At 70.1% G+C, this 24,158-nt stretch carries 24 protein-coding genes; 14 read left to right on the top strand and 10 right to left on the bottom strand.

Annotated features, from left to right (window positions below):
• Positions 1 to 48: 48 nt before the first annotated feature.
• From KEC56_RS08960 to KEC56_RS08935, 6 genes are read right to left on the bottom strand one after another with little or no spacing between them, the layout of a single operon-like run.
• On the bottom strand, positions 49 to 909 hold the full coding sequence (locus KEC56_RS08960; RefSeq protein WP_227530666.1) for a glycosyltransferase: 861 nt from the start codon (positions 907 to 909) through the stop codon (positions 49 to 51).
• Positions 906 to 1,670 (bottom strand): PHP domain-containing protein, encoded by a 765-nt coding sequence (locus tag KEC56_RS08955; protein WP_227530665.1) that lies wholly within the window; start codon positions 1,668 to 1,670, stop codon positions 906 to 908. The genes KEC56_RS08960 and KEC56_RS08955 overlap by 4 nt, the downstream gene beginning before the upstream one ends.
• Positions 1,667 to 2,857, bottom strand: a complete 1,191-nt coding sequence (locus KEC56_RS08950; RefSeq protein ID WP_227530664.1) for an ATP-grasp domain-containing protein — start codon at positions 2,855 to 2,857, stop codon at positions 1,667 to 1,669. The genes KEC56_RS08955 and KEC56_RS08950 overlap by 4 nt, the downstream gene beginning before the upstream one ends.
• The gene (locus KEC56_RS08945) at positions 2,854 to 3,549 is read right to left on the bottom strand and encodes a polysaccharide deacetylase family protein (RefSeq protein WP_227530663.1); all 696 of its coding nucleotides are present in this window, start codon (positions 3,547 to 3,549) and stop codon (positions 2,854 to 2,856) included. Before KEC56_RS08945 ends, KEC56_RS08950 begins: the two co-directional genes overlap by 4 nt.
• The gene (locus KEC56_RS08940) at positions 3,546 to 4,526 is read right to left on the bottom strand and encodes a glycosyltransferase family 2 protein (RefSeq protein WP_227530662.1); all 981 of its coding nucleotides are present in this window, start codon (positions 4,524 to 4,526) and stop codon (positions 3,546 to 3,548) included. The genes KEC56_RS08945 and KEC56_RS08940 overlap by 4 nt, the downstream gene beginning before the upstream one ends.
• Positions 4,507 to 5,370: a glycosyltransferase gene (locus KEC56_RS08935; protein ID WP_227530661.1), complete on the bottom strand. Its 864-nt coding sequence runs from the start codon at positions 5,368 to 5,370 to the stop codon at positions 4,507 to 4,509. Before KEC56_RS08935 ends, KEC56_RS08940 begins: the two co-directional genes overlap by 20 nt.
• Before the next feature lie 9 nt (positions 5,371 to 5,379).
• On the opposite strand from KEC56_RS08935, the gene KEC56_RS08930 reads away from it, so the two are divergent.
• Positions 5,380 to 5,811 carry a VanZ family protein gene (locus KEC56_RS08930; RefSeq protein ID WP_227530660.1) on the top strand — a complete coding sequence of 144 codons (432 nt, stop codon included), beginning with the start codon at positions 5,380 to 5,382 and terminating at the stop codon, positions 5,809 to 5,811.
• On the opposite strand, the gene KEC56_RS08925 is transcribed toward KEC56_RS08930, so the two are convergent.
• Together KEC56_RS08925 and KEC56_RS08920 are read right to left on the bottom strand one after the other, a co-directional pair.
• Positions 5,790 to 6,641 (bottom strand): WecB/TagA/CpsF family glycosyltransferase, encoded by an 852-nt coding sequence (locus tag KEC56_RS08925; protein ID WP_227530659.1) that lies wholly within the window; start codon positions 6,639 to 6,641, stop codon positions 5,790 to 5,792. The two genes, KEC56_RS08930 and KEC56_RS08925, sit on opposite strands and share 22 nt — an antisense overlap.
• A 1-nt stretch (position 6,642) precedes the next feature.
• On the bottom strand, positions 6,643 to 8,172 hold the full coding sequence (locus KEC56_RS08920; RefSeq protein ID WP_227530658.1) for a sugar transferase: 1,530 nt from the start codon (positions 8,170 to 8,172) through the stop codon (positions 6,643 to 6,645).
• 377 nt (positions 8,173 to 8,549) lie between these two features.
• Between KEC56_RS08920 and KEC56_RS08915 the strand changes: the two genes are divergently transcribed.
• On the top strand, positions 8,550 to 10,469 hold the full coding sequence (locus tag KEC56_RS08915; protein ID WP_227530725.1) for a heavy metal translocating P-type ATPase: 1,920 nt from the start codon (positions 8,550 to 8,552) through the stop codon (positions 10,467 to 10,469).
• 55 nt (positions 10,470 to 10,524) lie between these two features.
• Here KEC56_RS08915 and KEC56_RS08910 read toward each other — a convergent pair whose 3' ends face one another.
• Positions 10,525 to 11,466 (bottom strand): Ppx/GppA phosphatase family protein, encoded by a 942-nt coding sequence (locus KEC56_RS08910; protein ID WP_227530657.1) that lies wholly within the window; start codon positions 11,464 to 11,466, stop codon positions 10,525 to 10,527.
• A 35-nt stretch (positions 11,467 to 11,501) separates the two neighbouring features.
• Here KEC56_RS08910 and coaA point away from each other — a divergent pair, with 35 nt between their 5' ends.
• The 12 genes from coaA (at position 11,502) to KEC56_RS08850 (ending at position 21,646) form a co-directional block, all read left to right on the top strand.
• Positions 11,502 to 12,455, top strand: a complete 954-nt coding sequence (coaA, locus tag KEC56_RS08905) for a type I pantothenate kinase (RefSeq protein ID WP_227530656.1) — start codon at positions 11,502 to 11,504, stop codon at positions 12,453 to 12,455.
• A gap of 22 nt (positions 12,456 to 12,477) precedes the next feature.
• Positions 12,478 to 13,671 carry an L-2-hydroxyglutarate dehydrogenase gene (lhgD, locus tag KEC56_RS08900; RefSeq protein ID WP_227530655.1) on the top strand — a complete coding sequence of 398 codons (1,194 nt, stop codon included), beginning with the start codon at positions 12,478 to 12,480 and terminating at the stop codon, positions 13,669 to 13,671.
• 221 nt (positions 13,672 to 13,892) lie between these two features.
• Positions 13,893 to 15,737 carry a glutamine--fructose-6-phosphate transaminase (isomerizing) gene (glmS, locus tag KEC56_RS08895; protein WP_227530654.1) on the top strand — a complete coding sequence of 615 codons (1,845 nt, stop codon included), beginning with the start codon at positions 13,893 to 13,895 and terminating at the stop codon, positions 15,735 to 15,737.
• A gap of 171 nt (positions 15,738 to 15,908) precedes the next feature.
• Positions 15,909 to 16,319: an ArsR/SmtB family transcription factor gene (locus tag KEC56_RS08890; RefSeq protein ID WP_227530653.1), complete on the top strand. Its 411-nt coding sequence runs from the start codon at positions 15,909 to 15,911 to the stop codon at positions 16,317 to 16,319.
• A complete protein-coding gene (locus KEC56_RS08885) occupies positions 16,316 to 16,822 on the top strand; it encodes an SRPBCC family protein (protein ID WP_227530652.1) in 507 nt (168 codons plus the stop codon). Before KEC56_RS08890 ends, KEC56_RS08885 begins: the two co-directional genes overlap by 4 nt.
• A gap of 9 nt (positions 16,823 to 16,831) precedes the next feature.
• Positions 16,832 to 17,197 (top strand): holo-ACP synthase, encoded by a 366-nt coding sequence (locus KEC56_RS08880; protein ID WP_227530651.1) that lies wholly within the window; start codon positions 16,832 to 16,834, stop codon positions 17,195 to 17,197.
• Positions 17,194 to 18,294 (top strand): alanine racemase, encoded by a 1,101-nt coding sequence (gene alr / locus KEC56_RS08875; RefSeq protein WP_227530650.1) that lies wholly within the window; start codon positions 17,194 to 17,196, stop codon positions 18,292 to 18,294. The genes KEC56_RS08880 and alr overlap by 4 nt, the downstream gene beginning before the upstream one ends.
• Positions 18,291 to 18,773 carry a tRNA (adenosine(37)-N6)-threonylcarbamoyltransferase complex ATPase subunit type 1 TsaE gene (gene tsaE, locus KEC56_RS08870; protein WP_227530649.1) on the top strand — a complete coding sequence of 161 codons (483 nt, stop codon included), beginning with the start codon at positions 18,291 to 18,293 and terminating at the stop codon, positions 18,771 to 18,773. Before alr ends, tsaE begins: the two co-directional genes overlap by 4 nt.
• Positions 18,774 to 18,952: 179 nt before the next feature.
• Positions 18,953 to 19,567, top strand: a complete 615-nt coding sequence (gene tsaB / locus KEC56_RS08865; protein ID WP_227530648.1) for a tRNA (adenosine(37)-N6)-threonylcarbamoyltransferase complex dimerization subunit type 1 TsaB — start codon at positions 18,953 to 18,955, stop codon at positions 19,565 to 19,567.
• Positions 19,567 to 20,010, top strand: coding sequence for a ribosomal protein S18-alanine N-acetyltransferase (rimI, locus tag KEC56_RS08860; RefSeq protein WP_227530647.1), 444 nt, complete (start codon positions 19,567 to 19,569; stop codon positions 20,008 to 20,010). The genes tsaB and rimI overlap by 1 nt, the downstream gene beginning before the upstream one ends.
• Positions 20,007 to 21,101, top strand: coding sequence for a tRNA (adenosine(37)-N6)-threonylcarbamoyltransferase complex transferase subunit TsaD (tsaD, locus tag KEC56_RS08855; RefSeq protein WP_227530646.1), 1,095 nt, complete (start codon positions 20,007 to 20,009; stop codon positions 21,099 to 21,101). Before rimI ends, tsaD begins: the two co-directional genes overlap by 4 nt.
• Positions 21,098 to 21,646, top strand: a complete 549-nt coding sequence (locus tag KEC56_RS08850; RefSeq protein WP_227530645.1) for a hypothetical protein — start codon at positions 21,098 to 21,100, stop codon at positions 21,644 to 21,646. Before tsaD ends, KEC56_RS08850 begins: the two co-directional genes overlap by 4 nt.
• A 1,251-nt stretch (positions 21,647 to 22,897) precedes the next feature.
• On the opposite strand, the gene KEC56_RS08845 is transcribed toward KEC56_RS08850, so the two are convergent.
• The gene (locus tag KEC56_RS08845; RefSeq protein ID WP_227530644.1) at positions 22,898 to 24,157 is read right to left on the bottom strand and encodes a THUMP-like domain-containing protein; all 1,260 of its coding nucleotides are present in this window, start codon (positions 24,155 to 24,157) and stop codon (positions 22,898 to 22,900) included.
• Between the last annotated feature and the right edge of the window lies 1 nt (position 24,158).

The raw sequence follows: 24,158 nt of genomic DNA, 5'->3' as shown, positions 1-24,158 counted from the left end.
GACCCTTCGACAGGCTCAGGGATCGAGCACGCGGCTCAGGGTCGGGCGCTAAGCGTGCAGCCGGCGCGCTGTGGTCTTCACACGATCGAGTGAGTCCTTGCCGCCGACGCGCAGGATCACGTTCTTGACCAGGCTCCTGCCGTGGTCTCGCGCCCCGCGCAGGGGCCGCTTCACCGCGCGGTCGAGCCAGACGCCCGCGGCGGATGCGGCCGGCACGGCATCCAATTGCCCGGGGAACGCGTCTCGATGTGCACCGGGGTCGACCCGGTTCCCGCGCACGCGGTTGCTGACGTTCTGGCCGTGGATGACCTGCAACCAGGCGGGCGGCCCATCCAGGCTCGCCACGGGCAGGTGCTCGCGCAGCAGGATGTGCCAATCGCGCCAGGCCGTGATCGGCGCATCCCATGTCTCGCTGATGCTGCAGAACGCGTTGTCCGGATCGTCGCGCACGTACAGCGCATCGCCTTGCAGGATGAGGCCCTTGCGGAGATAGATCGCATGATCGGGATGCCGTCGCGCGGCATCCTGCAGACGGTCGACGAAGTCGGCAGCCACGGCGTCATCGTTGTCGAGATTCGTCGTCAGCAGCAGGTCGCTGCGGTTAGCGAAGATCGAGCGGGCATCGCCGACGACGTCCTCCCAGCCGACCTGCTCGCGGTAGATCGGCACGAACAGCCCCTCCGCGACGAACGGGGCGAGCCGGTCGATGAGCCATCTCGGGCTCTCCGGGTCGAAATAGATGACCCAGGTGAAATCCCGGCAGGTCTGCGCGCGCATGGTGGCGACCGTGTGCCGCTCGAACAGCACCACACGATTCTGCAGCCAGCCGTCCTGTGCCCGCACGAGACTCTCGGGTCCCGGCGTCGGAAGATTGAACCGTGTCAGGATCAGATGGTCGACGCTGGTCATGACTGCCCCCTTAGCGAGTTCTCGATCTGCCGTACCTTCGGGGCGGCCCACGTCCGCAGCGACTCGAATCCACGGGTCGATCGCCCCAGAGGGCCCTGATCGAAGCGCGCCACGTCGATGCCGAATGCGGTCGCACGCATGCGCCCGGCGAGCATCGATGAAACGACCGCGCCGCTGCGCTGCCGGTTGTCTCCACGAGGAGGCGACGGCACCCGGAGTGCGAGGGGATACAACTGCCGGGTGCCGTGCCAGTCCAGGGCGACGGTCGCGGGCAGTCCGAGCTGCTCCGCCTGTGCGAGGGCCCACGTGTTCGGGCGCACTCCGTCGTACTTGCGATTCCACGCTTCGATGCCGGTGAGGTAGGGCGCCCACGCCGGGTCGAACCGGCGCCACGCCTCTCGCCGCTGCGGGTGGGCGAAGATCGCCGCTGCGCCGTCCTCACGCGCTCGCCGCACCACGTCGTCGATGATGGGGGAGCGACCGTAGAAGGGCGCCCGACCGAATACCGGCAGATGCACGATGTGGTCGGGATCCTGATACTCGATCCCTGGCACGAGCAGGAAGCCGGTGTCATCGCCCAGCCGATCGCACTCGTGCTGGATCCGCGCCCAGGTGCCGGCATCCATCGTCCTGTCGTGATCGCACACCAGGGCGCCGTCGAATCCCGCCCGTCGCAGCACCCGGATCAATCTGGGCAGCTCCCAGTCCGAGTCGTCCGAGAACGAGGAATGGATGTGCGGTGCGAGACGCAGCTCCCTCATCGTTTCACCCTTCTTCCCGCGACGAGTTCGGCCAGCGTTCCGATCGTGTCGCTGACGAGAACGGACGGGCGGTGCGCGTTCCAGTTGTACAGGCGGTCGCCCGGCGATACGCGCAGCAGGTCTCTGACCGTTGCCCATGTGCCGGGCCAGCCGGAGACCGCCTGCGATCGCGGCCCCCGAAGGACGAAGAGCAGATGCGCGATCTCGCGTCCCAGATGACGCGCCGTCACGGATGCGGGGGCGGCAGGCGCCGGTGGCTCCTGCGGGAGTCCCATCGCAAACTGCGCCGCCCAGGCCGGGTACTCGAACCCGCGGCGTCGCGCCAGCGCAAGGCTGCCCCAGGCTCGCCCGTTGAGCTCCATGAACCACGCGGTGCCGTCTTCGTCGCGCAGCAGCTCGACCATGAACAGCCCGCGCCAGTCGAGGTCCGAGATCAGGCGCCGCACGGCCCGCTCGATCTCCGGTGGGACGTCTATCGAGGTGCACGCCGAGGATGCGGAACCGTGCGGGTTCACCATGCGCACCCGCCGGTGGGCGCTGATCGCCGCCACGCCATCGTCATCGACGTACCCGAACACGCCCTCGCCGGTCCCGTGCAGGTACGGCTGCACGAGCAGCGGCCCGTCGCTCAGTCCCGATCGCGCTTCGTCCAGCTCCGCCCGGTCGGCCGCGATGGTTCCGCGCGGCCTGACCAGATGGTCCCCATCCGCACGCACGGCCTCGGCGGGCTTGACGACCACCGGCCAGGTCAAGTCGTCCGTCAGGTCTGCTGCCGAGCGGACGAGGCGCGTCGGCGGCACCAGCAGCCCCGCAGCCTGTGCGGCCGTGATCTGAGCGTTCTTGTCCAGAGCGACCGCCGCGCTGTCCGGCGACGGGCCGATGACGACGGCTCGGTCGAACACCATGCAGGAGGTGAGCCAGAGCGCTGCGTCGTCGAGCGGCAACACAGCATCCGGATCGACCCGCTCCACCAGCATCCGCAGGTCCGCGAGGCATTGCTCGACGCTCTCCTCGGGCGGCGTGACCTCGTGGATGTGCACATCCCGTACCCGGCGCAGAGCACTGCGGGTGCCGCGCCGAGCGAATGCAATCACCTGCATCCCTGCCTCTTGCAGGGACCAGGCTGCCTCGATCGCAGCGAACGCCTGTGCGAAGCCCAGCAGGACCGTGGGCCGGTGCGGTGTCATCGCCATCTCTTCACCGCCTGTCTGGCGGGACGCACCGGCCATCGTCCGGCGGTGAGGTTGGGGGAGTCCAGCAGGGCGCGGATGCTGTCCGGTGTGTCGGACTCGATCACGGAGTACCGCGTCCGCAGCCACGACTTCGAGCGCGCCCAGCCCTCATCCACCGAGTAGACGTGCAGGAACCCGTGTCTGCGCAGCTCGGCGAGCACGGCCCGGCCGTACAGCCCCTGCGGGAACGCCGCATGCCGGGTCGGGCGGCCTGAGAGGTCCTGCAGGATCCGCGATGACGCGACGAGCTCGCCGTGCAGTTCTCCGTTTCGGGCGAGCTCCGGCCACGGCCGGTGGCTGGCGCCGTGGGTGCCGAACCTCATGCCGGACTGCGACATCTCGGTGATCTGCGTCGCGTTCAGCGATCCGCGGGAGCCGATCCGGTCGGTGATGACGAAGAACCGCGCCTGCACCCGACGCTGCTGCAGCGCCGGTAGCCCGATCGCGTAGTCGGACTCGTTGGCGTCGTCGAACGTGAACTCGACGTGACGCCGGTGCGCGATGGCGACGTCGAGGATGCCGTGGAAGTCGTCCTCGGTGATCCAGAAGCGCTCTTCGCCGGGCTCGAGCTCCCGGTTCGGCGCGCCGATGCCGTGGAAGTTCAGGGTGATCACGCGCGGAGCGGATACGGATTTCGCGGCGGTCATGATTCTCCGTGGATGCTGGCAGAGGCGGAGTGGACGCTCAACGTCGCGGGCTCCGGGTCGCCGGCCGGGAGCGTGCGCCAGCGCGCGCGATTCAGCACGATCGGCAGCGAGTGACGGTGGCGCGGGTCGTGCGGCCGGAGCAGGTGCTGCACGGCGACGGCGCCGCGGAACAGCGCAGTGCGGGTCGGCCCGTGCAGGCGCTCGAAGTAGCGGATCCGGTTCACCGAGATGAGTGCGACCAGCGGCGCCGGCTGCCCGGAGCCGGAGCCTTCGTGGCGCGCGATCGCCTCGGGCACGTAGCGGACCGAGTACCCGGCGTCGCGAGCGCGCCGCGCGTAGTCGGTCTCCTCGGAGTACAGGAAGTAGGTCGCCGAGTCCCATTCGCCGACCCGGCGGTCGCAGCCGGCCGAGATCAGCAGCGCAGCCCCTCCGGCCCAGGCGACGTCGTGCGATCGGCCGTAGTCGCGGTCGGCTCGCAGCGTCTCGGCGAGCCAGGATGGGCGCTCGCGCCAGCGGTTGCCGAAGATCGAGTCGCCCAGCGCCCTGGTCACCGACGGCTCGCGACGCAGGCTGTCGAAGCGCCCGTCGTGGTCGAGCCCGCGCAATTGCGGCACAGCGATCCCGACTGCCGGATCCGCGTCGATGGCCTGCAGGAGCCGCTCGAGCGCTCCCGGCTCGACCGTCAGATCGGGATTGAGGATCGCGATGTGCTCGCCGTCCCGCACGTAGCGCCGGCCGACGTTGATGCCGCCGGAATAGCCCAGGTTCGCCCCGGTGGCGATGGTCAGAGCGCGCGGCTCGCGTGCCGCGACAGTGAGAGTCTCATCGGCTGAGCCGTTGTCGACGATGATCGCGCGGACGGGCGCTGTCGCGGCATCCAGCGATGCCAGCAGACCCGGCAGGGTCGGCGCGCTGTTGTAGGTGACGATGATGGCTGCGACGCGCGAGGACGTGTCGTCATGCGCGAGAAGTGTCATCACGCTCCCACCGTCGGCTGTGGCGTCCGAGCCGGCTCGAGAGGGCGACGGCAATGTAGACCATCGCGTCGAAGGCTGTCAGCGGAGAGCGGATCGTGCCGAGCAGTTCCCGCAGGACGCCCGCCGGATCGTGCTGGTCGACCGCCGCCTGCCCCGACGCGGAGGTCGCGTCCGGGCCGACCACGGGGCCGGCCTCGCGAGCGCCGCTGACGTTGCGGCGGCTGATCGCGACGAGCGCCGAGATCGTGCGCGGCACGCGGACGGCGACGGGTTCCGCCGCGATCACGGTCTTCTCGTCGGGCGCGAACAGCCGGTCGACCCACAGATCGTCACCGGTGACGTCCGGAAAGCGCCCGAGCCGCCGATGCCCTTCCTCGGAGAGTCCGTACACGCCGGCGCCCCACATGGCGCGGCTGAGCGATGACATGCGGGTCCGGGCGCGGTAGTAGGCCCGGACCATCGGGCCGGTGCCCGTCATGACGAACTCCGACCGGGGCCGCGCGGCGAGCCATCTCCGTGTCGACAGCGCGATCGCCGTGGCGGTGATGCTCTGCTCCGACACGACGATGTCGGCGTCGAGGTAGATGCGCGGCCAGGAGGTTGCGGTCTCGTCTCCGAGGTTGAGCGCATGCGTCTTCGACGGGATGCCGGATTCGAGCACCGCGACGCCGGGAAACGCTCCGGCGATCTCGGCGGTGCGGTCGGCGCAGGCGTTGCACACGACGATCACCTCGAGCGCGCCGCGGGCTGCGGCGTCCGCCAGCGGTTCGAGCGTGCGGGCGATCACCGCCTCTTCGTTGTGCGCCGGGATGATGACGGAAGCCGTGACCGCTGCGTGTGCCACACTCGTTGCATGTCCTCGCCGAGCCGCCGTCGCCGATGGGCCGGCTGGGCTCTCGGCATATACGCGCTGGGCGCTGTGGTGCTGCTGCTCTCGCCGGTCGGCCCCGGCACGATCCTGGGTGCCGTCGTCGGCTGGATCCGAGACGACCTCGGCTGGAGCGGTTTCCACCAGGGCTGGCTGGAGGCCCCCGCGAACGTGGTGCTGTTCGTCCCGCTCGGGTTTCTGCTGGTGATCCTGTTTCGCAGCGCGCGGATCGGCGTCATGGTCGCCGTGATGCTGTCGGTCTCGGCGGAACTCGTGCAGATCCTGCTGCCGGATCGGCTGCCGAGCCTGCGCGATGTGATCGCCAACAGTGCCGGCGCCGCGATCGGAGCGCTGCTGGCGTGGCTGTTCACGCGGCATCGTCGTGATGCTCATGATCAGCGCGATTCGCCGGGCTGAAGCGTGATCGAGCCGATCGAGCGCCGCACCGCGAGGTAGGCGGGCGGCCCTTCGATCAGGTACCGGCGTGCGAGTCGCTTCGGCTCGAGCATGAGCCGCCAGGCCCATTCCATGCCGGCATCCGAGATCCACGATGGTGCGCGCGAGACGCGCCCGGCGAGGAAGTCGACGACGGCGCCGAAGGCGAGCAGAGCACCGGCTCCGGTGGCTGCGCCGTATTGAGCGATCCACTTCTCCTGCCGCGGCTTTCCGAGACACACCAGCAGGATGTCGACGCCGGCCGCGCGCAGTTCCGCCGCGATACGTGAGGAGTCGTCGGGTGAGGCGAGTTCGTCGCGGCTCGGAGTCCAGTGCCCGCCGAATCGGATGTGCGGCCAGTCGGCGGCGAAGCGACTGCGCAACGCGGCGGTGACCTTCGGCACCCCGCCGATCACGCCGACCGTGAGGCTCTGCCCGTCGGCGTCGTCGAGAACGGGCCCGATGAGGTCGCTGCCCGACAGCTTCGGGCACGGGATGCCGGTGGCCCGGCGCACCTGGGCGGCGATCGGCGCACCGTCGACGAGGTTGAGCCACTCGAGATCGTCGCACATCGGGTCGGGTTCGAGGTTCCGGGCAGCCAGCTGCGAAGCGCCGAAGTGGTGAATATGGTCGAGGTTGATCGACACGACGGCGAGCGGTTTGGCGCTCGTGTGCTCCGAGGCGTCGGAGATGATGCCGCGTGCGTCGTCGCCGTCGACGACATGCACCGGAGTGCCGTCGATATCGACGGAGGGGATGCCGCTCACGAGTGTTCCGGTGACGGTCGCGCTGACGCGATCGATGAGCGACATCTCAGTACGCTCCCTTCGGTGCGACCATCACGCGCGCCGTGCGCCACATGATCTGCAGGTCGGTGATGACCGACCAGTTCTCGACGTAGCGCAGGTCGAGGCGGATGCTCTCGTCCCAGTCCAGGTCGCTGCGACCCGAGATCTGCCAGAGGCCGGTGATGCCCGGCTTGATGTACAGGCGCCGCGAGACGGTGCCGTCGTAGTCGCTGACCTCGCTGGGCAGCGGCGGCCGGGGACCTACGACACTCATCTCGCCGGCGAGCACGTTCCAGAACTGCGGCAGCTCGTCGAGCGACAGCTTGCGCAGCACGCGGCCCACACGGGTGATCCGCGGGTCCTGCTTCATCTTGAACAGGAGCCCCGATCCCTCGTTGGCGGCCTTCAGCGCGGCGAGCTTATGCTCGGCGTCCGCGTGCATGGACCGGAACTTGACGATCTGGAAGGGCTTCCCATCCCGGCCCACCCGCTTCTGGAAGAAGAACACGGGGCCGGGAGAATCCAGCTTGATCAGTAGTGCGATCAACGGTGTGATGACGACGATCGGGATCAGCGCGATGGTCGAGACGACGACGTCGAGCGCGCGCTTGAGCACGTGCTTGGCGCCCTCGTAGGTCGGGATCTGCATCTTGATCATCGGCAGACCGTCGATCGGCGTGAACGACAGGCGGGGGCCGGCGACGTCGGCGAGACGGTTGCAGAGCACGAGTTCGGCGGCGGTGCCCTCGAGCTCCCAGCCCAGACGCTTGATGAAGTCCGGGTCGCGTTCGGGGCGGCCGGCGACGACGATCGTGTCGGCGCTGAGCTCGGCGGCGACCCTCGCGACGGAGGTGAGGTTGCCGAGCACGGGTACGACCGTGCGGCCGAGGTCGAGTTCGCGGGCGTTCGCGTCGAGCAGCGTGGCGCCGACGATCTGGTAGCCGGACATGCCGATCGGCTCCAGGGCTCGCACGGCGTACTCGACCTCATCGCGGTTCCCTACGACGAGAGTCCGCGACGTGAAACGGCCATGGCGGCGCTGGTTGCTCAGCCAGCGCCGCCACGACCACCGACTCATCAGAAGGCCGAGCAGGCCCATGGGGAGGGTGATGAGCACGGTGAGCCGCATCGAGTCCCAGCCGAGAAGAAGGGCCATTACCGCCATCATTCCGATGGCGAGGCCCGAGGCATGCGCAATGCCTCGGTACTCGGCGGCGCTCGAGCCGAACAGAGCCGTGAGGCTCGTGCGCATGGCGAGCAGCGTGGCGAACCACACCGCCGCCAACAGCGCAGCACGCGTCACGACATCCATGGGCGGTTCACCTAGATGAAGCTGGATTCCGGATGCGACGCCTGAGGCGATCGCGATCACGGCAGCATCCGTCAGGCCGAGGCGGACGCGGTGCGCCCGTTCCCAGTGCAGACGGTGCTCCAGCGTCGCCGAGACGCGCGGCATGGGAGCCGTGGTCGTCTCGACCCGGACGCTCGGAACGACGGCCGCGACAGCGGCCGGTTCTTCGCGTGTCAGGCTCAGGGCGTTCTCCACGGACGTCATGTCCGTGCACCCCGAGCAATGCATGTACGCATACCCCAGTGCGACATTGCTTCCCCAGTTTCATCCCCAGTTACCGTGATCCCACATCACGTCGCATCCGAACGTCACAACCCCTTGCGACGGTTGCAAGACACGTGATCCCACATCACGGTTGTTCGCATCGATCCCACTCGATGCTCACTGTCTTGCAGTTCGGATGCCGATCACACTAGCCCAACCCGGCGTCGGATGCATAGACATTCAGCGGTTTGTTCTGAAGATGACGTCGCGAAGGGGGTATGCCCCATCCGATCTCCTCCGGATACGGGGATGATCCCGTGTCCACGCGGTCGCCCGAACGTCACTCCGCGGCGCAGATCCGGCGGCTCTTCTGGATCATGCTCGTCGTCGCGATCCCCGTGATCGCCTTCTCGGGCATGTTCGCGATGGTGCTCGGCTACACGCTGCCGGATGCCGCATGGGTGCGCTGGATCTCGCCCGTGCTCGGCACCGTCATGTATGTCTGGGGCGGCGCCCCGTTCCTCGTCGGCGCTGTACAGGAACTGCGAGCACGCACGCCCGGCATGATGCTGCTGATCGGCCTTGCGATCACGGTCGCGTTCCTCGCGTCCTGGGGTGCGAGCCTGGGGATGCTGCACCACGATCTCGAGTTCTGGTGGGAGGTCGCGCTGCTCATCGTCATCATGCTGCTCGGTCACTGGATCGAGATGCGCTCCCTCGCGCAGACCACCTCGGCGCTGGACTCGTTGGCCGCACTCCTGCCCGATGAGGCTGAGCGCGTCGAGGGCGACGCCATCGTCACCGTCGCGCCTGCCGACCTGCGGGTCGGCGACGTCGTCGTCATCAGGCCGGGCGGGCGCGTCCCGGCGGACGGCACCGTCGTGCAGGGCTCGGCGAGCATGGACGAGTCGATGATCACGGGCGAGTCCAGCCCCGTCCGTCGCGCCGAGGGCGACCAGGTCGTCGCCGGCACGGTCGCCACGGACTCCGGACTTCGGGTCGAGGTCGCGGCGATCGGCGAGGACACGGCGCTCGCCGGCATCCAGAAGCTCGTCTCCGAGGCGCAGAATTCCAGTTCTCGCGCGCAGCGCATCGCCGACCGCGCCGCCGCGCTGCTGTTCTGGTTCGCCCTGATCGCCGCCGTCGTCACCGCCGTCGCGTGGAGTGTGCTCGGGATGCCGGACGAGGCCGTCGTGCGCACCATCACCGTTCTCGTCATCGCGTGCCCGCACGCCCTGGGCCTCGCGATCCCGCTCGTCGTCTCGATCGCGACCGAGCGCGCGGCGCGCGGCGGCGTACTCGTGAAGGACCGGCTCGCGCTCGAGAGCATGCGCACGGTCGACACGGTGCTGTTCGACAAGACCGGAACGCTGACCAAGGGCGCGCCGGCGGTCACCGCCGTTCAGCCGGCTGGCGACCTCGACGAGGACCGGCTGCTCGCGCTCACCGCCGCGGCGGAGGCCGATTCGGAGCATCCGCTCGCCCGCGCGATCGTCGGCGCCGCCGAGCACCTCGCCGTGCCCGCGGCATCCGGGTTCTCGTCGTCGCCCGCGGTCGGCGTCCGCGCCGACGTCGACGGGCACGTCGTACAGGTCGGCGGGCCGTACCTGCTCGAGCAGGAGGGCGCCTCGGAGCTTCCGGTCGCCGACGACTGGCGAGCGGACGGAGCGATCATCCTGCACGTGCTCGTCGACGGGCAGGTGGCGGGTGCGCTGAAGCTCGCCGACGAGGTGCGCCCCGAATCGCGCGCGGCCGTCGAGGCGCTGCATGCGCGCGGCGTGCAGGTCGTCATGATCACGGGCGATGCGGAGGCCGTCGCATCCGCCGTGGCCGCCGATCTCGGCATCGACCGGTTCTTCGCCGGCGTCCGCCCGGAGGACAAGGCCGCCACCGTCAAGCAGCTGCAGGACGAGGGGCGCCGCGTCGCCATGGTCGGCGACGGCGTCAACGATGCGCCCGCGCTCGCGCAGGCCGACGTCGGCATCGCGATCGGTGCGGGAACCGACGTCGCGATCGCCTCGGCCGGGGTGATCCTCGCGAGTGACGATCCGCGCGCCGTGCTGTCGATCATGGAGCTGTCGCGGGCGAGCTACCGCAAGATGACGCAGAACCTGTGGTGGGCGGCCGGTTACAACCTGCTGTCCGTGCCGCTGGCCGCAGGCGTACTCGCACCGATCGGCTTCGTGCTGCCGATGTCGGTCGGGGCCGTGCTCATGTCGCTGTCGACGATCGTCGTCGCGTTGAACGCGCAGTGGCTGCGGCGGCTCGACATCCGCCCTAACAGACTCGCTGAATGAGGTCGCAGTGGCGCAGCGCACGGGCGGCGGGGGTCCGGTGGCGAGCCGCACCCGGTCAGATCCCGGAGCCACCCCAGGTCATCGACTCGGTGTAGCGGAGCATGACGCCCTCGCGCAGCGCCCAGGGCGACACCTCGATCTCATCGATGTCGAGCATCTTCATCGCCGTGTGCAGCACGACGGCGGCCGCGACGATCTGGAACGTGCGGTCGGGCGTGATGCCCGGAAGCTCCTGACGGGCCGATGCCGGAATCCGCGCGAGCCGCGGAATCCACGACTTCAGCGAGGCCCGCGACATCACCGTCCGGTCGAAGCCGAGCCCCGACACCTCCCGCCCCGCGAGGTTCGCGAGCGACCGGATCGCCTTCGACGACCCCACCATGTGATCCGGCGACGGCAACGCGTTCAGCCGCGCCGCCACCGGCGCCAGTACCTCTCGGGCGTGCGCGCGCAGCAGCTCCACGGCATCCTCGCCGGGCGGGTCGTCCGGCAGGAACTGCACCGTCATGCGTCCGGCGCCCAGCGGCACGGATGCCGCGACCTCGGGCAGCTCGTCACCGCCCGCGGCGAACTCGAACGAACCGCCGCCGATGTCGAGCAGCAGGATGCGACCGGCATCCCACCCGAACCAGCGCCGCACGGCGAGGAACGTCAGCTCCGCCTCCTGCTCACCGGTGAGCACCTGCAGCGGCTGGCCCAGCGCCCGTTCGATGCGGGCGATGACCTCTTCGCCGTTGATCGCCTCGCGCACCGCGCTGGTCGCGGTCGCCAGCAGCGTCTCGACGCGCTCCGCCTCGGCGATCCCGCGGGCCCTGGTGACGGCATCCTCGAGGGCGCGGACGCCCTCCTCGCTGATCGCGCCCGCAGGCGTCAGGAAGCGCATGAGCCGCACCACCGATCGGTCGCTCGTCGTCGCGAGAGGCCTGCCGCCGGGGCGAGCATCCGCCGCGAGCAGGTGGACGGTGTTCGACCCGATGTCGAGGATTCCCAAGCGCACGGCAAGAGACTACTGTCCGCGGCGCTGTCGATACGATGGATGCCGTGACCGCCGCCGAATCCACCACGCCACTGTCGCCGTACCGCGAGATCGGACGCGCGGAGTGGGCGCGACTGGCCGCGGGCCTGGACCAGCCGCTCAGCGAGACCGAGGTCGTCGAACTGCGCGGCATCGGCGACCGGCTCGACCTCACCGAGGTGCGCGAGGTCTACCTGCCGCTGAGTCGCCTGCTCAGCCTCTACGCCACGGCCACCAAGCAGCTCGGTGCCGCGACGAGCGCGTTCCTCGATGAAGAGGACGTCACGACGCCCTTCGTCGTCGGCGTCGCCGGATCCGTCGCCGTGGGCAAATCGACCATCGCGCGACTGCTGCGCGAGCTCATGAGCCGCTGGCCGGGGACGCCCCGCGTCGAGCTCGTCACCACCGACGGATTCCTCTACCCGAACGCCGAGCTCGAGCGCCGCGGGCTCATGGACCGCAAGGGCTTCCCCGAGTCGTACGACCGGCGCGCGCTACTGGAGTTCCTGACCGAGGTGAAGTCGGGTGCGGCCGAGGTGCACGCCCCGTTCTACTCGCACATGCGATACGACATCATCCCCGACGCCAGAGTCGTCGTGCGCCGACCGGATGTCGTCATCGTCGAGGGTCTGAACGTGCTGCAGCCGCCGCCCGCACCGAACGACGTCGCCGTCAGCGACCTGTTCGACTTCTCCGTGTACGTCGACGCCGACCCGACCCACATCGAGAAGTGGTACGTCGACCGGTTCCTCGCCCTGCGGAAGGGCGCCTTCAGCAACCCGTCGTCGTACTTCAACGTGTTCGCGCATCTCACCGACGACGAGGCCGTGGCCACCGCGCTCGGATACTGGCGCGACATCAACATGCCGAACCTCATCGAGAACGTGATGCCCACCAGGCACCGGGCGACGCTCGTTCTGAACAAGGGCGCCGACCACAACGTCGAGAGCGTGCTGCTGCGCAAGCTCTGAGCTCCGTGAGTATGCTCACCGCATGGGGACACGGGGGAAGCGAACAGGGGTCATCGGCGGCGGCATCGTCGGCATCGCGCTCGCGCGGGCGCTGGCCCAGCGCGGCGACGAGGTCACGGTGCTCGAGAAGGAGTCCAGGCTCGCCGCGCACCAGACCGGGCACAACTCCGGCGTCGTGCACGCCGGTCTCTATTTCGCGCCCGGATCCCTGAAGGCGACGCTGTGCGCCGCCGGCCGCGCGCAGCTGCGCGAGTTCTGCCAGGAGAAGCAGTTGCCGCACCGCGAGGTCGGCAAGCTCGTGATCGCCGTGGATGAGACCGAGATCGCAGCGCTCGACGAGATCGAACGCCGCTCCCGTGCTAACGGAGTGCCCGACCTCGAGCGCATCGACGACCGGGGACGGATCGGCGAGATCGAGCCCCACGCGTACGGGGTGGCGGCCGTGCACTCACCGCGCACCGCGGTCGTGGACTACGCCGCGATCACCGAGGCGATGGCGCAAGATGTGCGCAGCGCCGGCGGCAGCATCCTGCTCGGCCACGAGGTGACGGCCTTGACGGCGTCGACGGACCGCGCGCAGGTCCGCACGGCGGCATCCGACCACGAGTTCGACCGCGTCGTCGTCTGCGCCGGGCTGCAGTCCGACGTCGTCGCGCGTCTGGTCGGAGCGGATCCGTCGCCGAAGATCCTGCCCTTCCGCGGCGAGTACTGGTCGCTGCGACCCGAGCGCACCGGGCTCGTGCGCGGGATGATCTACCCCGTGCCCGACCCCCGGTTCCCGTTCCTCGGCGTGCACTTCACCCGCGGCGTCTACGACGACGTCCATGTCGGGCCGAACGCGGTGCCGGCTCTGGCCCGTGAGGGGTACAGCTGGGGGCGCATCTCGATCCGCGACACGTGGGAATCGCTGCGCTGGCCGGGCGCCGGACCTCTCGCCCGCAGGCACTGGCGCATGGGCGTGGACGAGGTCAGCGCCTCCATCCTCAAGCCGCGCTACTTCCGCAAGGCGCAGCGGTTCATCCCCGAGCTGACGATGGGCGATCTGCGCCGCAGCGGGGCTGCCGGCGTGCGGGCGCAGGCATGGGGGAGGGGCGGCGAGCTGATCGACGACTTCGCCATCGACCGCGTGGGCGCGGTCACCCTCGTGCGCAATGCTCCCTCGCCCGCGGCGACCAGTTCGCTCGCGATCGCCGACCATCTGATCGCGCAGCTGTAGCGCTGCAGGAGGGGTTGCAAATTGTTGCTCGCGCGCGCACTTGGCGACCAACTGCGACCCCTGTCGCGGCGGGGGCAGGCGCGCCGGGTCCGAGAGGGCGCATATGGTTGCGTCGGCGCGGCTCAGGCGACCATATGCGACCCCTGGCGTGGAGCTCAGCATCCACAGCAGACGGATATTGTTCGGAACCCTCGCAAAATCAACCGCTTATCCTTGACCTCATGTGTGGAATCGTCGGATACGTGGGCCCGCGCCCGAGCCAGGACATCCTTATCGCCGGTCTCGCCCGCCTCGAGTACCGCGGTTATGATTCCGCCGGAATCGCCGTCATCGATGGCGACGGCAACCTCGGGATACGCAAGAAGGCCGGCAAGCTCGCCGTGCTGCGCGACTCGCTCGAGGATGCTCCGCTCGGACAGGGCACCACGGGCATCGGCCACACGCGCTGGGCGACCCACGGCGGGCCGACCGACCTCAACGCGCACCCGCATCTCGCCGATGACGGCAAGCTCGCTGTCATCCACAACGGCATCATCGAGAATTTCGCGCCGCTGCGCGATGAGCTGATCGCAGAGGGCGTCGAGTTCCTAAGCGAGACCGACACCGAGGTGGCGGCAGCCCTGCTCGGCCGCGAGTACCGCAGCAACGGCGGCGACCTGCAGGCCGCGTTCCGTTCGGTCGTGAACCGCCTCGAGGGCGCGTTCACGTTGCTCGCCATGCACCAGGACACCCCCGGCCTCGTCGTCGGCGCCCGCCGCAACTCGCCGCTGGTGATCGGGCTCGGCGAGGGCGAGAACTTCCTCGGATCCGACGTCGCCGCCTTCGTCGAGCACACTCGCAAGGCGCTCGCGATCGGCCAGGACCAGATCGTCGCGATCACGCCGGATGCTGTCACCGTGACCGACTTCGCCGGCACACCGGTCGAAGCCGAGCCGTTCGACGTGTCGTGGGATGCCGCCGCCGCCGAGAAGGGCGGATGGGCCTCGTTCATGGCCAAGGAGGTCGCCGAGCAGCCCGAGGCCGTCGCGAACACGATCCGCGGCCGTGTGCAGGACGGCGAGGTCGTCATCCCCGAACTCGACGGGCTGGACGACCTCTTCGTCGGCATCAACCGCGTGATCATCACCGCCTGCGGCACAGCATCCTACGCGGCCCTCGTCGGCAAGTACGCGATCGAGCAGTGGGCCCGCGTCGCGACCGACGTCGAGCTCGCGCACGAGTTCCGCTACCGCGACCCGGTGATCGGCGACGACACGCTCGTCATCTCGATCAGCCAGTCCGGCGAGACCATGGACACCCTCATGGCCGTCAAGTACGCCCGCGAGCGCGGCGCCCGCACGCTGTCGATCTGCAACACGCAGGGCGCGACGATCCCGCGAGAATCGGATGCCGTCGTCTACACCCACGCAGGACCCGAGGTCGCCGTGGCATCCACCAAGGCGTTCTCGGCGCAGATCACCGCGCTCCTGCTGCTCGGCCTGCACATGGGGCGCGTGCGCTCGGTGCTCACCGACACGGCGGCTGTCGCCGAGCTCGCCTCTCTGCCGGAGAAGATCGCCAGCGTGCTCGAGAAGGAGAACGACCACGTCACCCAGCTCGCGAACTGGATGGCCGACACCCGCTCGGTGCTCTTCCTCGGCCGCCACGTCGGTTACCCGATCGCCCTCGAGGGTGCGCTGAAGCTCAAGGAGATCTCGTACATCCACGCCGAGGGCTTCGCCGCCGGCGAGCTCAAGCACGGCCCGATCGCGCTCATCGAGCCCGGCCAGCCGGTCTTCGTCATCGTGCCGTCGCCGCGTCACTCGGCGCTCATCCACTCCAAGGTCGTCTCGAACATCCAGGAGATCCGCGCTCGGGGTGCCCGTGTGATCGTGGTCGCCGAAGAGGGGGATGCCGCCGTCCTGCCGTTCGCGGACGAGGTCATCCACATCCCGCTCGCCGGCGCCATGTTCGAGCCCGTGCTCGCGGTCGTGCCGCTGCAGATCTTCGCGATGGCGCTCGCGACCGCGAAGGGCCTGGACGTCGACCAGCCCCGCAACCTCGCGAAGTCCGTCACTGTCGAGTAGGCCGAGCTTCCGCGTCTCGTCGGTGCCGCCGCCGCCACGCGTTCCCACAGACCCCGTCCCGCCTACGAGACCCCGTCCTGCCGACGTCAGCAGGACGGGGTCTCGTCGGCCAGACGGGGTCTCATGTGGATGGGCATTGATCGTATAAGACAAGGGTTATATGATCGAGCCGTGCATGAGTTCGAGGTGCTGGCGGATGCCGTGCGGCGGCGGCTGCTCGCCGTGCTCGCGCTGGGGGAGCAGTCCGCCGGCATCCTGACGGACATCGCCCGCACCGAGTTCGGCATCTCTCAGCCCGCCGTGTCGCAGCACCTGAAGGTGCTGCGTGAGAACGGCTTCGCGACCGTGCGGCCCGATGGCCCGCGCCGCATCTACGCCCTCGACCCTGCGGGGCCGGATGCCGCGGCACGAGCTCTCGCGGCGCTGCGCGCGCCTCTGTCGCAGCGCCTCGACGCGCTGCACACCGAGGTCGCCCGCGGTCAGCGCGAGGCGAAGCGAGCCGCCGGAGCAGCGCAGCGGGCGGAGCATCCGGATCGGGAGCATCCGGGCCGCCAGCATCCAGAGAACAGGAGTGCATCATGACGATCCACAGCCCCACCATCGAACGGCACGGCGACGGCTTCCGTCTCGTCTACGACGAGGTCTACGCGACAGGCGTCGACGACCTCTGGGAGGCGATCACCACCCGCGACCGCCTCGCGCGCTGGATGGCCGACTGCACCGGAGACCTGCGCGAGGGCGGCACGTGGGCCGTCGCGACCGAGGGCGACGAGGAGCCGTGGGCGACGGGAACGATCGCATCGTGCGATGCGCCGCGGTCGTTCACGACGACCTGGCACGCGACCGGCGAGGAGCCCACCGAGCTCACCGTGACGCTCGAGGAGGCAGACGGCGGCACGCGCATGCGGCTCGTGCACACCGGCATCCGCTCGATCTTCTACGGAGCCGGATGGCAGACCTACCTCGAACGGCTCGACGCCGAGGCCCGGGGCGAGCCGATCCCGCAGGGCTGGGACGCCCGCTTCGCCGAACTGTCGCCCGAGTACGAGAAGCGGTTCGGAAACCTCTGGACAGAGCGCCGGTAGGCTGGGACGGTGATCATCGGGACCGGCATCGACCTCGTCGACATCCCGCGGTTCGAGCGCACCATGTCCCGCACACCGCGGTTGATGGAGCGCCTGTTCGCGCCGACCGAGCGCGAGCTGCGCCTGCCGTCGCTCGCCGCGCGCTACGCCGCCAAGGAGGCGCTCATCAAGGCGCTCGGCGGTTCCGACGGCGTGCACTGGACCGAGATCGAGATCGGCTCCGAGGAATCGGGGAAGCCGTACTTCCGCCTCACGGGCACGACCGCCGACGTCATCGAGCAGCGCGGCATCACGGCCCTGCACCTGACCATGTCGCACGACGCCGGCCTCGCCACGGCCATGGTGATCGCTGAGCGGATCGAGGGCGCCGCATGAGCGCACCGCTGCGTGAGGCGACGATCGAGATGGATGCGATCACCGACAACACCCGGCACATCCGCAAGCTCACCGGTGCCCAGGTCATCGCCGTCGTCAAGGCGAACGCCTACGGGCACGGGGCCACGGCATCCGCTGTCGCGGCGCTCGCGGGCGGGGCGACCAGACTCGGCGTCGCCGAGATCGCCGAGGGACTCGAACTGCGTCGCGCCGGCATCACCGCCCCCGTGATCGCCTGGCTGCACGAGCCCGGGCAGAGCTTCGACCTCGCCGCCGCGAACCGCATCGAACTCGGGATCTCATCGTTCGACCAGCTCGAGGCGGCCGGTGCCGTCGCGGGCGGAGACGTCGCCGTGCACCTCAAGCTCGAGACGGGCCTCTCGCGCAACGGCATCGCACCGAGCGACTGGGGTCGGGTCTTCGCGGAGGCCGCGCGGCTCGAGCGCATCGGACACATCCGTGTCGTGGGCCTGTTCAGCCACCTCTCCAACACCTCGCCCGCCGACGATCGCGCAGCTCTCGCCCGGTTCGAGGAGGGTACGGCGGCCGCGGCATCCGCCGGCATCCGTCCCGAGATCCGCCACATCGCCGCCACAGCCGCCGCGATCGACCTGCCCGAGACCCGACTGGATGCTGTGCGCATCGGCATCGGGCTGTACGGGCTCTCGCCGTTCGACGACCGCTCGTCCGCCGAGCTGGGCCTGCGCCCGGCCATGACGCTCCGCGCCGCCGTCGCCGCCGTGCGCCGCGTTCCTGCGGGGACGGGCGTCTCGTACGGCTACGACCACCGCACGAACCGCGACACGACCCTCGCCCTCGTGCCGCTCGGATACGCCGACGGCATCCCCCGGCAGGCATCCGGACGCGGCCCTGTCGTCATCGGCGGCCGCCGGCACACGGTCGCCGGCCGCATCGCCATGGACCAGTTCGTCGTCGACGTCGGCGACTCCGCCGTGTCGGTGGGCGACGAGGTCGTGCTGTTCGGCGACCCGACGCTCGGCGCTCCCTCGGCGACCGAGTGGGCGAACGCGGCGAGCACGATCAACTACGAGATCGTCACCCGGATCGGCAACCGCGTGCCGCGGAGGAGCGCATGAGCGTCGACCCCGCCGTCCTCGGCCGGCGCGAGATCGCCACGTCCGACGAGATGGAGCGCCTCGGGTTCGTGATCGGCGAGCAGCTGACCGCGGGCGACCTGCTCGTGCTGACCGGGCCGCTCGGAGCGGGGAAGACGACGTTCACCCGCGGGCTCGCCGAGGGCCTCGGCGTGCGCGGCCCCGTGCAGAGCCCGACGTTCGTGATCGCACGCACGCATCCGTCGCTCGTCGGCCGGGCGCCGCTCGTGCACGTCGACGCGTACCGTCTGGGATCGGCCGCCGAGCTCGACGACCTCGACGTCGACTTCGCCCGCTCGGTCGTCGTGATCGAGTGGGGGCGCGAGATGGCGCCGGCGATCGCTGACGCCTGGTGGGACATCGAGATCGAGCGTCCCGTCGGCGGCGCCGAGGACATCGCCGACGAGGACCTGGATGCCGACGCCGCCCGCATCGTCACGATCGAGCGCGTCGAGCAGTAGGGCCACCGGGCGGGGTGCGACGCGGCGGGCCCGAACCTGGCCAGGAGGTGACGCGTGTGGTCGGCATACGTGCTCTGTGGCGACTATGTGCGACCCTGCGGGCGGCGCGGGAATGGGCTTCGGTCGTCGCACGGAACCATCCTGGCGGTCGGGGCGCGAACCGCGACTACCCTGGAGAGGTGATCCTCGCCGTCGACACCTCCCTGGGTTCGGCCGTCGCCCTCATCGATTCCGACGGCTCGCTGCGCGCCCGTGCCGCCAGCCCCGATCCGCTCGGCCATGCCGAGGTCATCGGCGGGCTCCTCGAGCAGGTCCTCGCGGATGCCGGGGAGATCACGGCGGTCGTCGCCGGGATGGGCCCCGGGCCCTTCACGGGGCTGCGGATCGGCATCGCCACCGCCCGCGCGTTCGCCCTCGGCCGCGGCATCCCGGTGATTCCGGTGCCCAGCCATCTCGGGGCCGCCCTGTCGGTCCTCGAGGACGACGCACCCGATTCGCCGTTCGCGATCGTCACCGACGCGCGCCGCCGCGAGGTCGCGATCTCCGTCTTCGACGGGCTGGATCCCGACGGCATCCCAAACCTCGTCGAGCCCACCGTGCTCGTTCCCGCGGCCGACGCCGAGGCGCGGCTGGGCGGCATCCGATCGTTCGAGGTGGCCGAGCTCGACGCCGCGGACCTCGCCCGCGTCGGACTCCGCGCCGCTGCCGCCGGACGCGAGCTCACCGGTCCCGAGCCCCTGTACCTCCGCCAGCCGGACGTCACGGTGCCCGGCGCTCCGAAGCGGGTGAGCTGATGACCATGCGCACCGCGACCCCGGCCGACCTCGACGCGATCATGGCGATCGAGAACGCCTCCTTCCCGTCCGACGCGTGGAGCAGCGAGTCCATGGCGGCCGAGCTCGCGACCCCGTACAGCCACTACCTCGTCGACGAGGAGGACGGCGCCGTCATCGGGTACGCGGGGCTCCGGTCGATCCGCGGGAACGCGGATGCCGACATCCAGACCATCGCGCTCGCCGAGTCGCGCAGGGGAGAGGGCCGCGGCCGCGCGATGCTGCGCGCGCTTCTCGCCGAGGCATCCGCCCGCGGCGCCCGCGAGGTCTTCCTCGAGGTGCGGGTCGACAACCCGTCCGCGGAGGGGCTGTACCGCTCGGAGGGGTTCGAGGAGATCGGCCGCCGCCCGCGCTACTACCAGCCTGACGACGTCGACGCGATCGTGATGAAGGTGAAGCTGTGACCGCTAACGAACCTCTCGTGCTCGGGATCGAGACGAGCTGCGACGAGACCGGCATCGGGATCGTCCGGGGCCGCACCCTGCTGTCGAACACGATCGCCTCGAGCATGGACGAGCACGCCCGCTACGGCGGTGTGGTGCCCGAGGTCGCCGCGCGAGCCCACCTCGAGGCTCTGCAGCCGGCGATCGAGGCGGCCCTCGCCGAAGCGCAGGTCTCGCTCGCCGACCTCGACGCGATCGCCGTCACCAGCGGTCCCGGCCTTGCGGGGGCCCTCATGGTGGGCGTCGGCGCGGCCAAGGGGCTCGCGGTGTCGCTGAACAAGCCGCTGTACGCTGTCAACCATCTCGTCGGCCACATCGCGGCCGACATCGTGACGCCGGAGTCCGACCCGCTGGAGTACCCGACCATCGCCCTGCTCGTCTCGGGAGGGCACACCTCCCTGCTGCACGTGCGCGACCTCACGACCGACGTCGAACTGCTCGGCGAGACGATCGACGACGCGGCGGGGGAGGCGTTCGACAAGGTCGCCCGGCTCCTGTCGCTTCCGTACCCCGGCGGCCCCGAGATCGATCGTGCAGCCGTCGGCGGCGACCCGAAGGCGATCCGCTTCCCGCGCGGACTGTCCAAGGGCACCGACATGGCGAAGCACCGCTACGACTTCTCGTTCTCGGGCCTGAAGACCGCGGTCGCCCGCTGGGTGGAGCGCGCCGAGGCCGAGGGGGTGCCCGTGCCGGTCGCCGATGTCGCCGCGAGCTTCCGGGAGGCCGTCGTCGACGTGCTCGTCACGAAGGCGCTGGCGGCCTGCGCCGATCGGGGGGTTCCGCGGCTGCTGCTGGGCGGAGGCGTCATCGCCAACAGGCGCCTGCGCGAGGTCGCTCTCGAGCGGGCCGCCGCCGCGGGGGTCACCGTGCGCATCCCGCCGCTCTCGCTCTGCACCGACAACGGCGCCATGATCGCAGCCCTCGCCGCCGACCTCATCGCGTCCGGACGCCGGCCGTCGACCCTCGCTTTCGGTGCTGACTCGACGCTGCCGGTCACCGAGATCCAGGTCGCCGAGCGCACCGAGGATGTCACCAGGGGGAGCGCCGCATGAGCGATCCGACGCAGCCCGATCCGCCGCCGCCCTCCGCTGCCGGCCTCGCGTCTTCCGCTGCCGACCCCGCGCCCTCCGCTGCCGATCTCGCGCCTGCCGCTGCCGATCCTCGTGTCGAGGCGCCGAGCCCCGACGTCGAGCAGCCCGCCGGCCGCACGAGCGTTCCCGGGGCGCGGCGCAGCGAGTACACGCGCATGCCGACCGGTCCCGTCGGCATCGAACCCGTCGTCGCGAGCGGACCGGCCGACACTGCCGGCATGCCCGCGGTGCAGTGGGCGCCGGCGGACGAGCCGGTCGTCGAGGACAACAGCCGCCTCGCGCCCTGGGCGCTCGTCGCGGCGATCGTGGCCCTCGTCGCGTCGTGGTTCGTCGGCTGGGGCATCCCGCTCGCGGTGATCGCCGTGATCGCGGCGATCATGTCGCTGCGCCGGCCCGTCGAGAGCAGGGCGATCGCGACGTGGGCGCTCGTGCTCGGGCTTGCCGCGACCATCTTCAGTCTCGGCTGGCTCATCTGGGCGGCCATGCAGTTCGAGCAGATCGGATAGCGCGATGACCGACTCCTCCGCAGAGCTGCGGATGCTGCGCGCGAAGGCCTACGGGCCGGGCGGAGAGCTGTCGGATGCCGAGCTCGCGCGGTTGCAGGAGCTGGAAGGGCGGGGGCGGGGTGCTGCTGGGGAGGAAGAGCGGCTTCGGCTCCCTGCGGTCGCTCAGCCCGTGGTTCCTGAGCCTGTCGAAGGGTCGTCTGCGGCGGCTGCGCCGCCTCCGCTCAACGACCCGCACGACGAGGACTCCGCGGGGGAGTTCACCGGATCGTTGGGCGAGCGAAGCGAGACGAAACGGGCTGAGCAAGCGGAGCGCGCCGAAGCCTCCTCTGACGCTGAAGCCGCTTCTGATGCCGAGGCCCCCTCTGACGCCGAAGCCTGCCCTGAGACCGAACCGCCGTCACGCGGCCGCTGGCGTCTGATCGCGGCATCCGTCGTCGCGACCCTGGGAATCGGGCTCGGCATCGGCTGGGCGATCTGGGGGTGGGATGCGCAGTCCTTCATGCTCACCGCGGCGCACGGCGACGAGCTGGCCGAACTCGAGAAGCATTACGACCCCGGCACGGTGGTCGCCGTCGCCGAGCAGGACGGCGTCGTCGTCTGGCGGGCCGAGGCCTCGCAGGGACAGAAACGCTGTGTCATCATCACCGCGCCGGGGCAGACATCGAGCGGGTGCATGTCGCTCGACGAGATCGACGAATACGGCTGGCCTAATGCGTCTATCACGATCCCTGAAGGACAGGAGCGGGCAGGCGAGTCCCTCTCCGCCGCGATCCTCCGTGCTCAGACGGGGGACCTGGTGCCGTACATCCAGGTGTGGGGGCCGGAGAACTACGACTGGGAGTCGCAGTACACCGAGGACGAGCTGGCGCAGCTGCGGCAGATCGAGGCCGAGGGGTACGCGCCGCAGAATCTCAGCGTCATCGGAAGCGATGGCGACACGTCCGTGTTCTACGAGTGGGCTGGACAAGGACTGTGCGTCATCGCTGTCCTGGACGGCGACGTCGTCGAGGCCTGCACCGAAGACGTCGCGAGCGACCTGACGCTCAGCGCGACCGTCGGCGGCATCCCCACGGAGTACATCGTCACCCAGAGCGCGACCCGTGGTCCGCAGCTCACGATCGTGCGGCATCCGGTGACGGTGAGGGTCGACCCCGAGACCGGTGAGGTCATCGAGCCCTCGCCCGACGATCCGATGTTCGACGACTTCTTCACCGAGGAGCCGTCGATCGACGACAGACTGGATCCTGACGGTCAGAGCCGGTCGGCGATTATGGCCAGGCGCCGCGATCCGACGCGGGTCAGGATCAGCGTCGCCGTCCGGTCGCCGCGCAGCGCGAGCTTCTTCCGGAACGCGGCGGGGTCGATGTCCATCCCGCGTTTCTTGATCTCGAGCGTCCCGATATCGTGCGCCTTCAGCACCTGGCTGATCGCCTTAGGGTTCGCCGCGGTCACCTCGCGCACGCGGAACGACTGCACGAAGGGGCTCGTGACGGCGGCATCCCCGGTGAGATAGGCGATCTTCGGGTCGAGCATCCCGGCATCCAGGCTCCGAGCGACGTCGCCGATCAGACGCGCGCGGATGACGGCGCCGTCGGGCTCGTGCAGGAACGCGCCGAGCTCACGCACCTCGGCGTCCTCGGCATCCGCCCCCGCGGTCATCTCGTGCGACTCGTCGCCGCGGATCACCAGCGCCGAGCGCCGCACGCCCTCGCGGGCGAGGATGCCGGACCACACCACCAGCTCGACCACGCTCCCGTCCGCCGACACCCACTGCGCCTCGGCATCCGCCGGCAGCGCATCCCGGTCATGGGCGGGGCCGAGCTTGATGCCGACGGGCATGCGCTGCGCCAGATCGAAGGCCCAGTCGAGCGAGGGGGAGTAGTCGGATGCCGCGACCCGCCTGGTCTCGCTGTGCCCGCTCGTCCTGCGGGCAGGATCGAGCCACACCGCCGTGCGCTCCCTTCGCAGAAGTGCGGCTCCTTCGGAGGAATTTGCGGAATTCGTGCGAGGTTCGTGCGTTTCTCCGAAGTTCGCGCTCACGAAGTCCTCGGCCGTGCCGTGCTGGACCTCGGCGTCGGAGCCGAACGGCGCGAGGTTGTAGGCAGCGATGGCTGCGGTGACCTCGTCGGTATCCACAGCCTGCACGCGCAGCCCTGCGCCCGCGAATGCGAGGGAGTCTCCGCCGATGCCGCAGCCCAGGTCGGCGACCTGCTCGATCCCCGCGCGGCGCATGCGGCCGGCGTGGCGGGCGGCGACCCCCAGACGCGTCGCCTGCTCGAGGCCGGCCCTCGTGAACAGCATCCGCTCGGCGAAACCGCCGAACTTCGATGCACCTTTCGTGCGCAGATGCGCCTGGCTGACGACGGCGGACACGAGATCGGGGGAGTGGCCCGCCTGCCGCAGTCGCGACACGGTCTGCGCGACCTCGGCGGTCGTGCCGATGGCCCCGACCTCGTCGAGGAGGCGCAGCCCCTCGGGGGTGAGCAGCGCGGTCAGCTCGGACATCTCCACC

Source organism: Microbacterium tenebrionis, assembly GCF_020682665.1.
Lineage (GTDB): Bacteria > Actinomycetota > Actinomycetes > Actinomycetales > Microbacteriaceae > Microbacterium > Microbacterium tenebrionis.
Note: the sequence above shows the minus strand (reverse complement) of the source record. Positions and strands in the feature narration are given on the sequence as shown.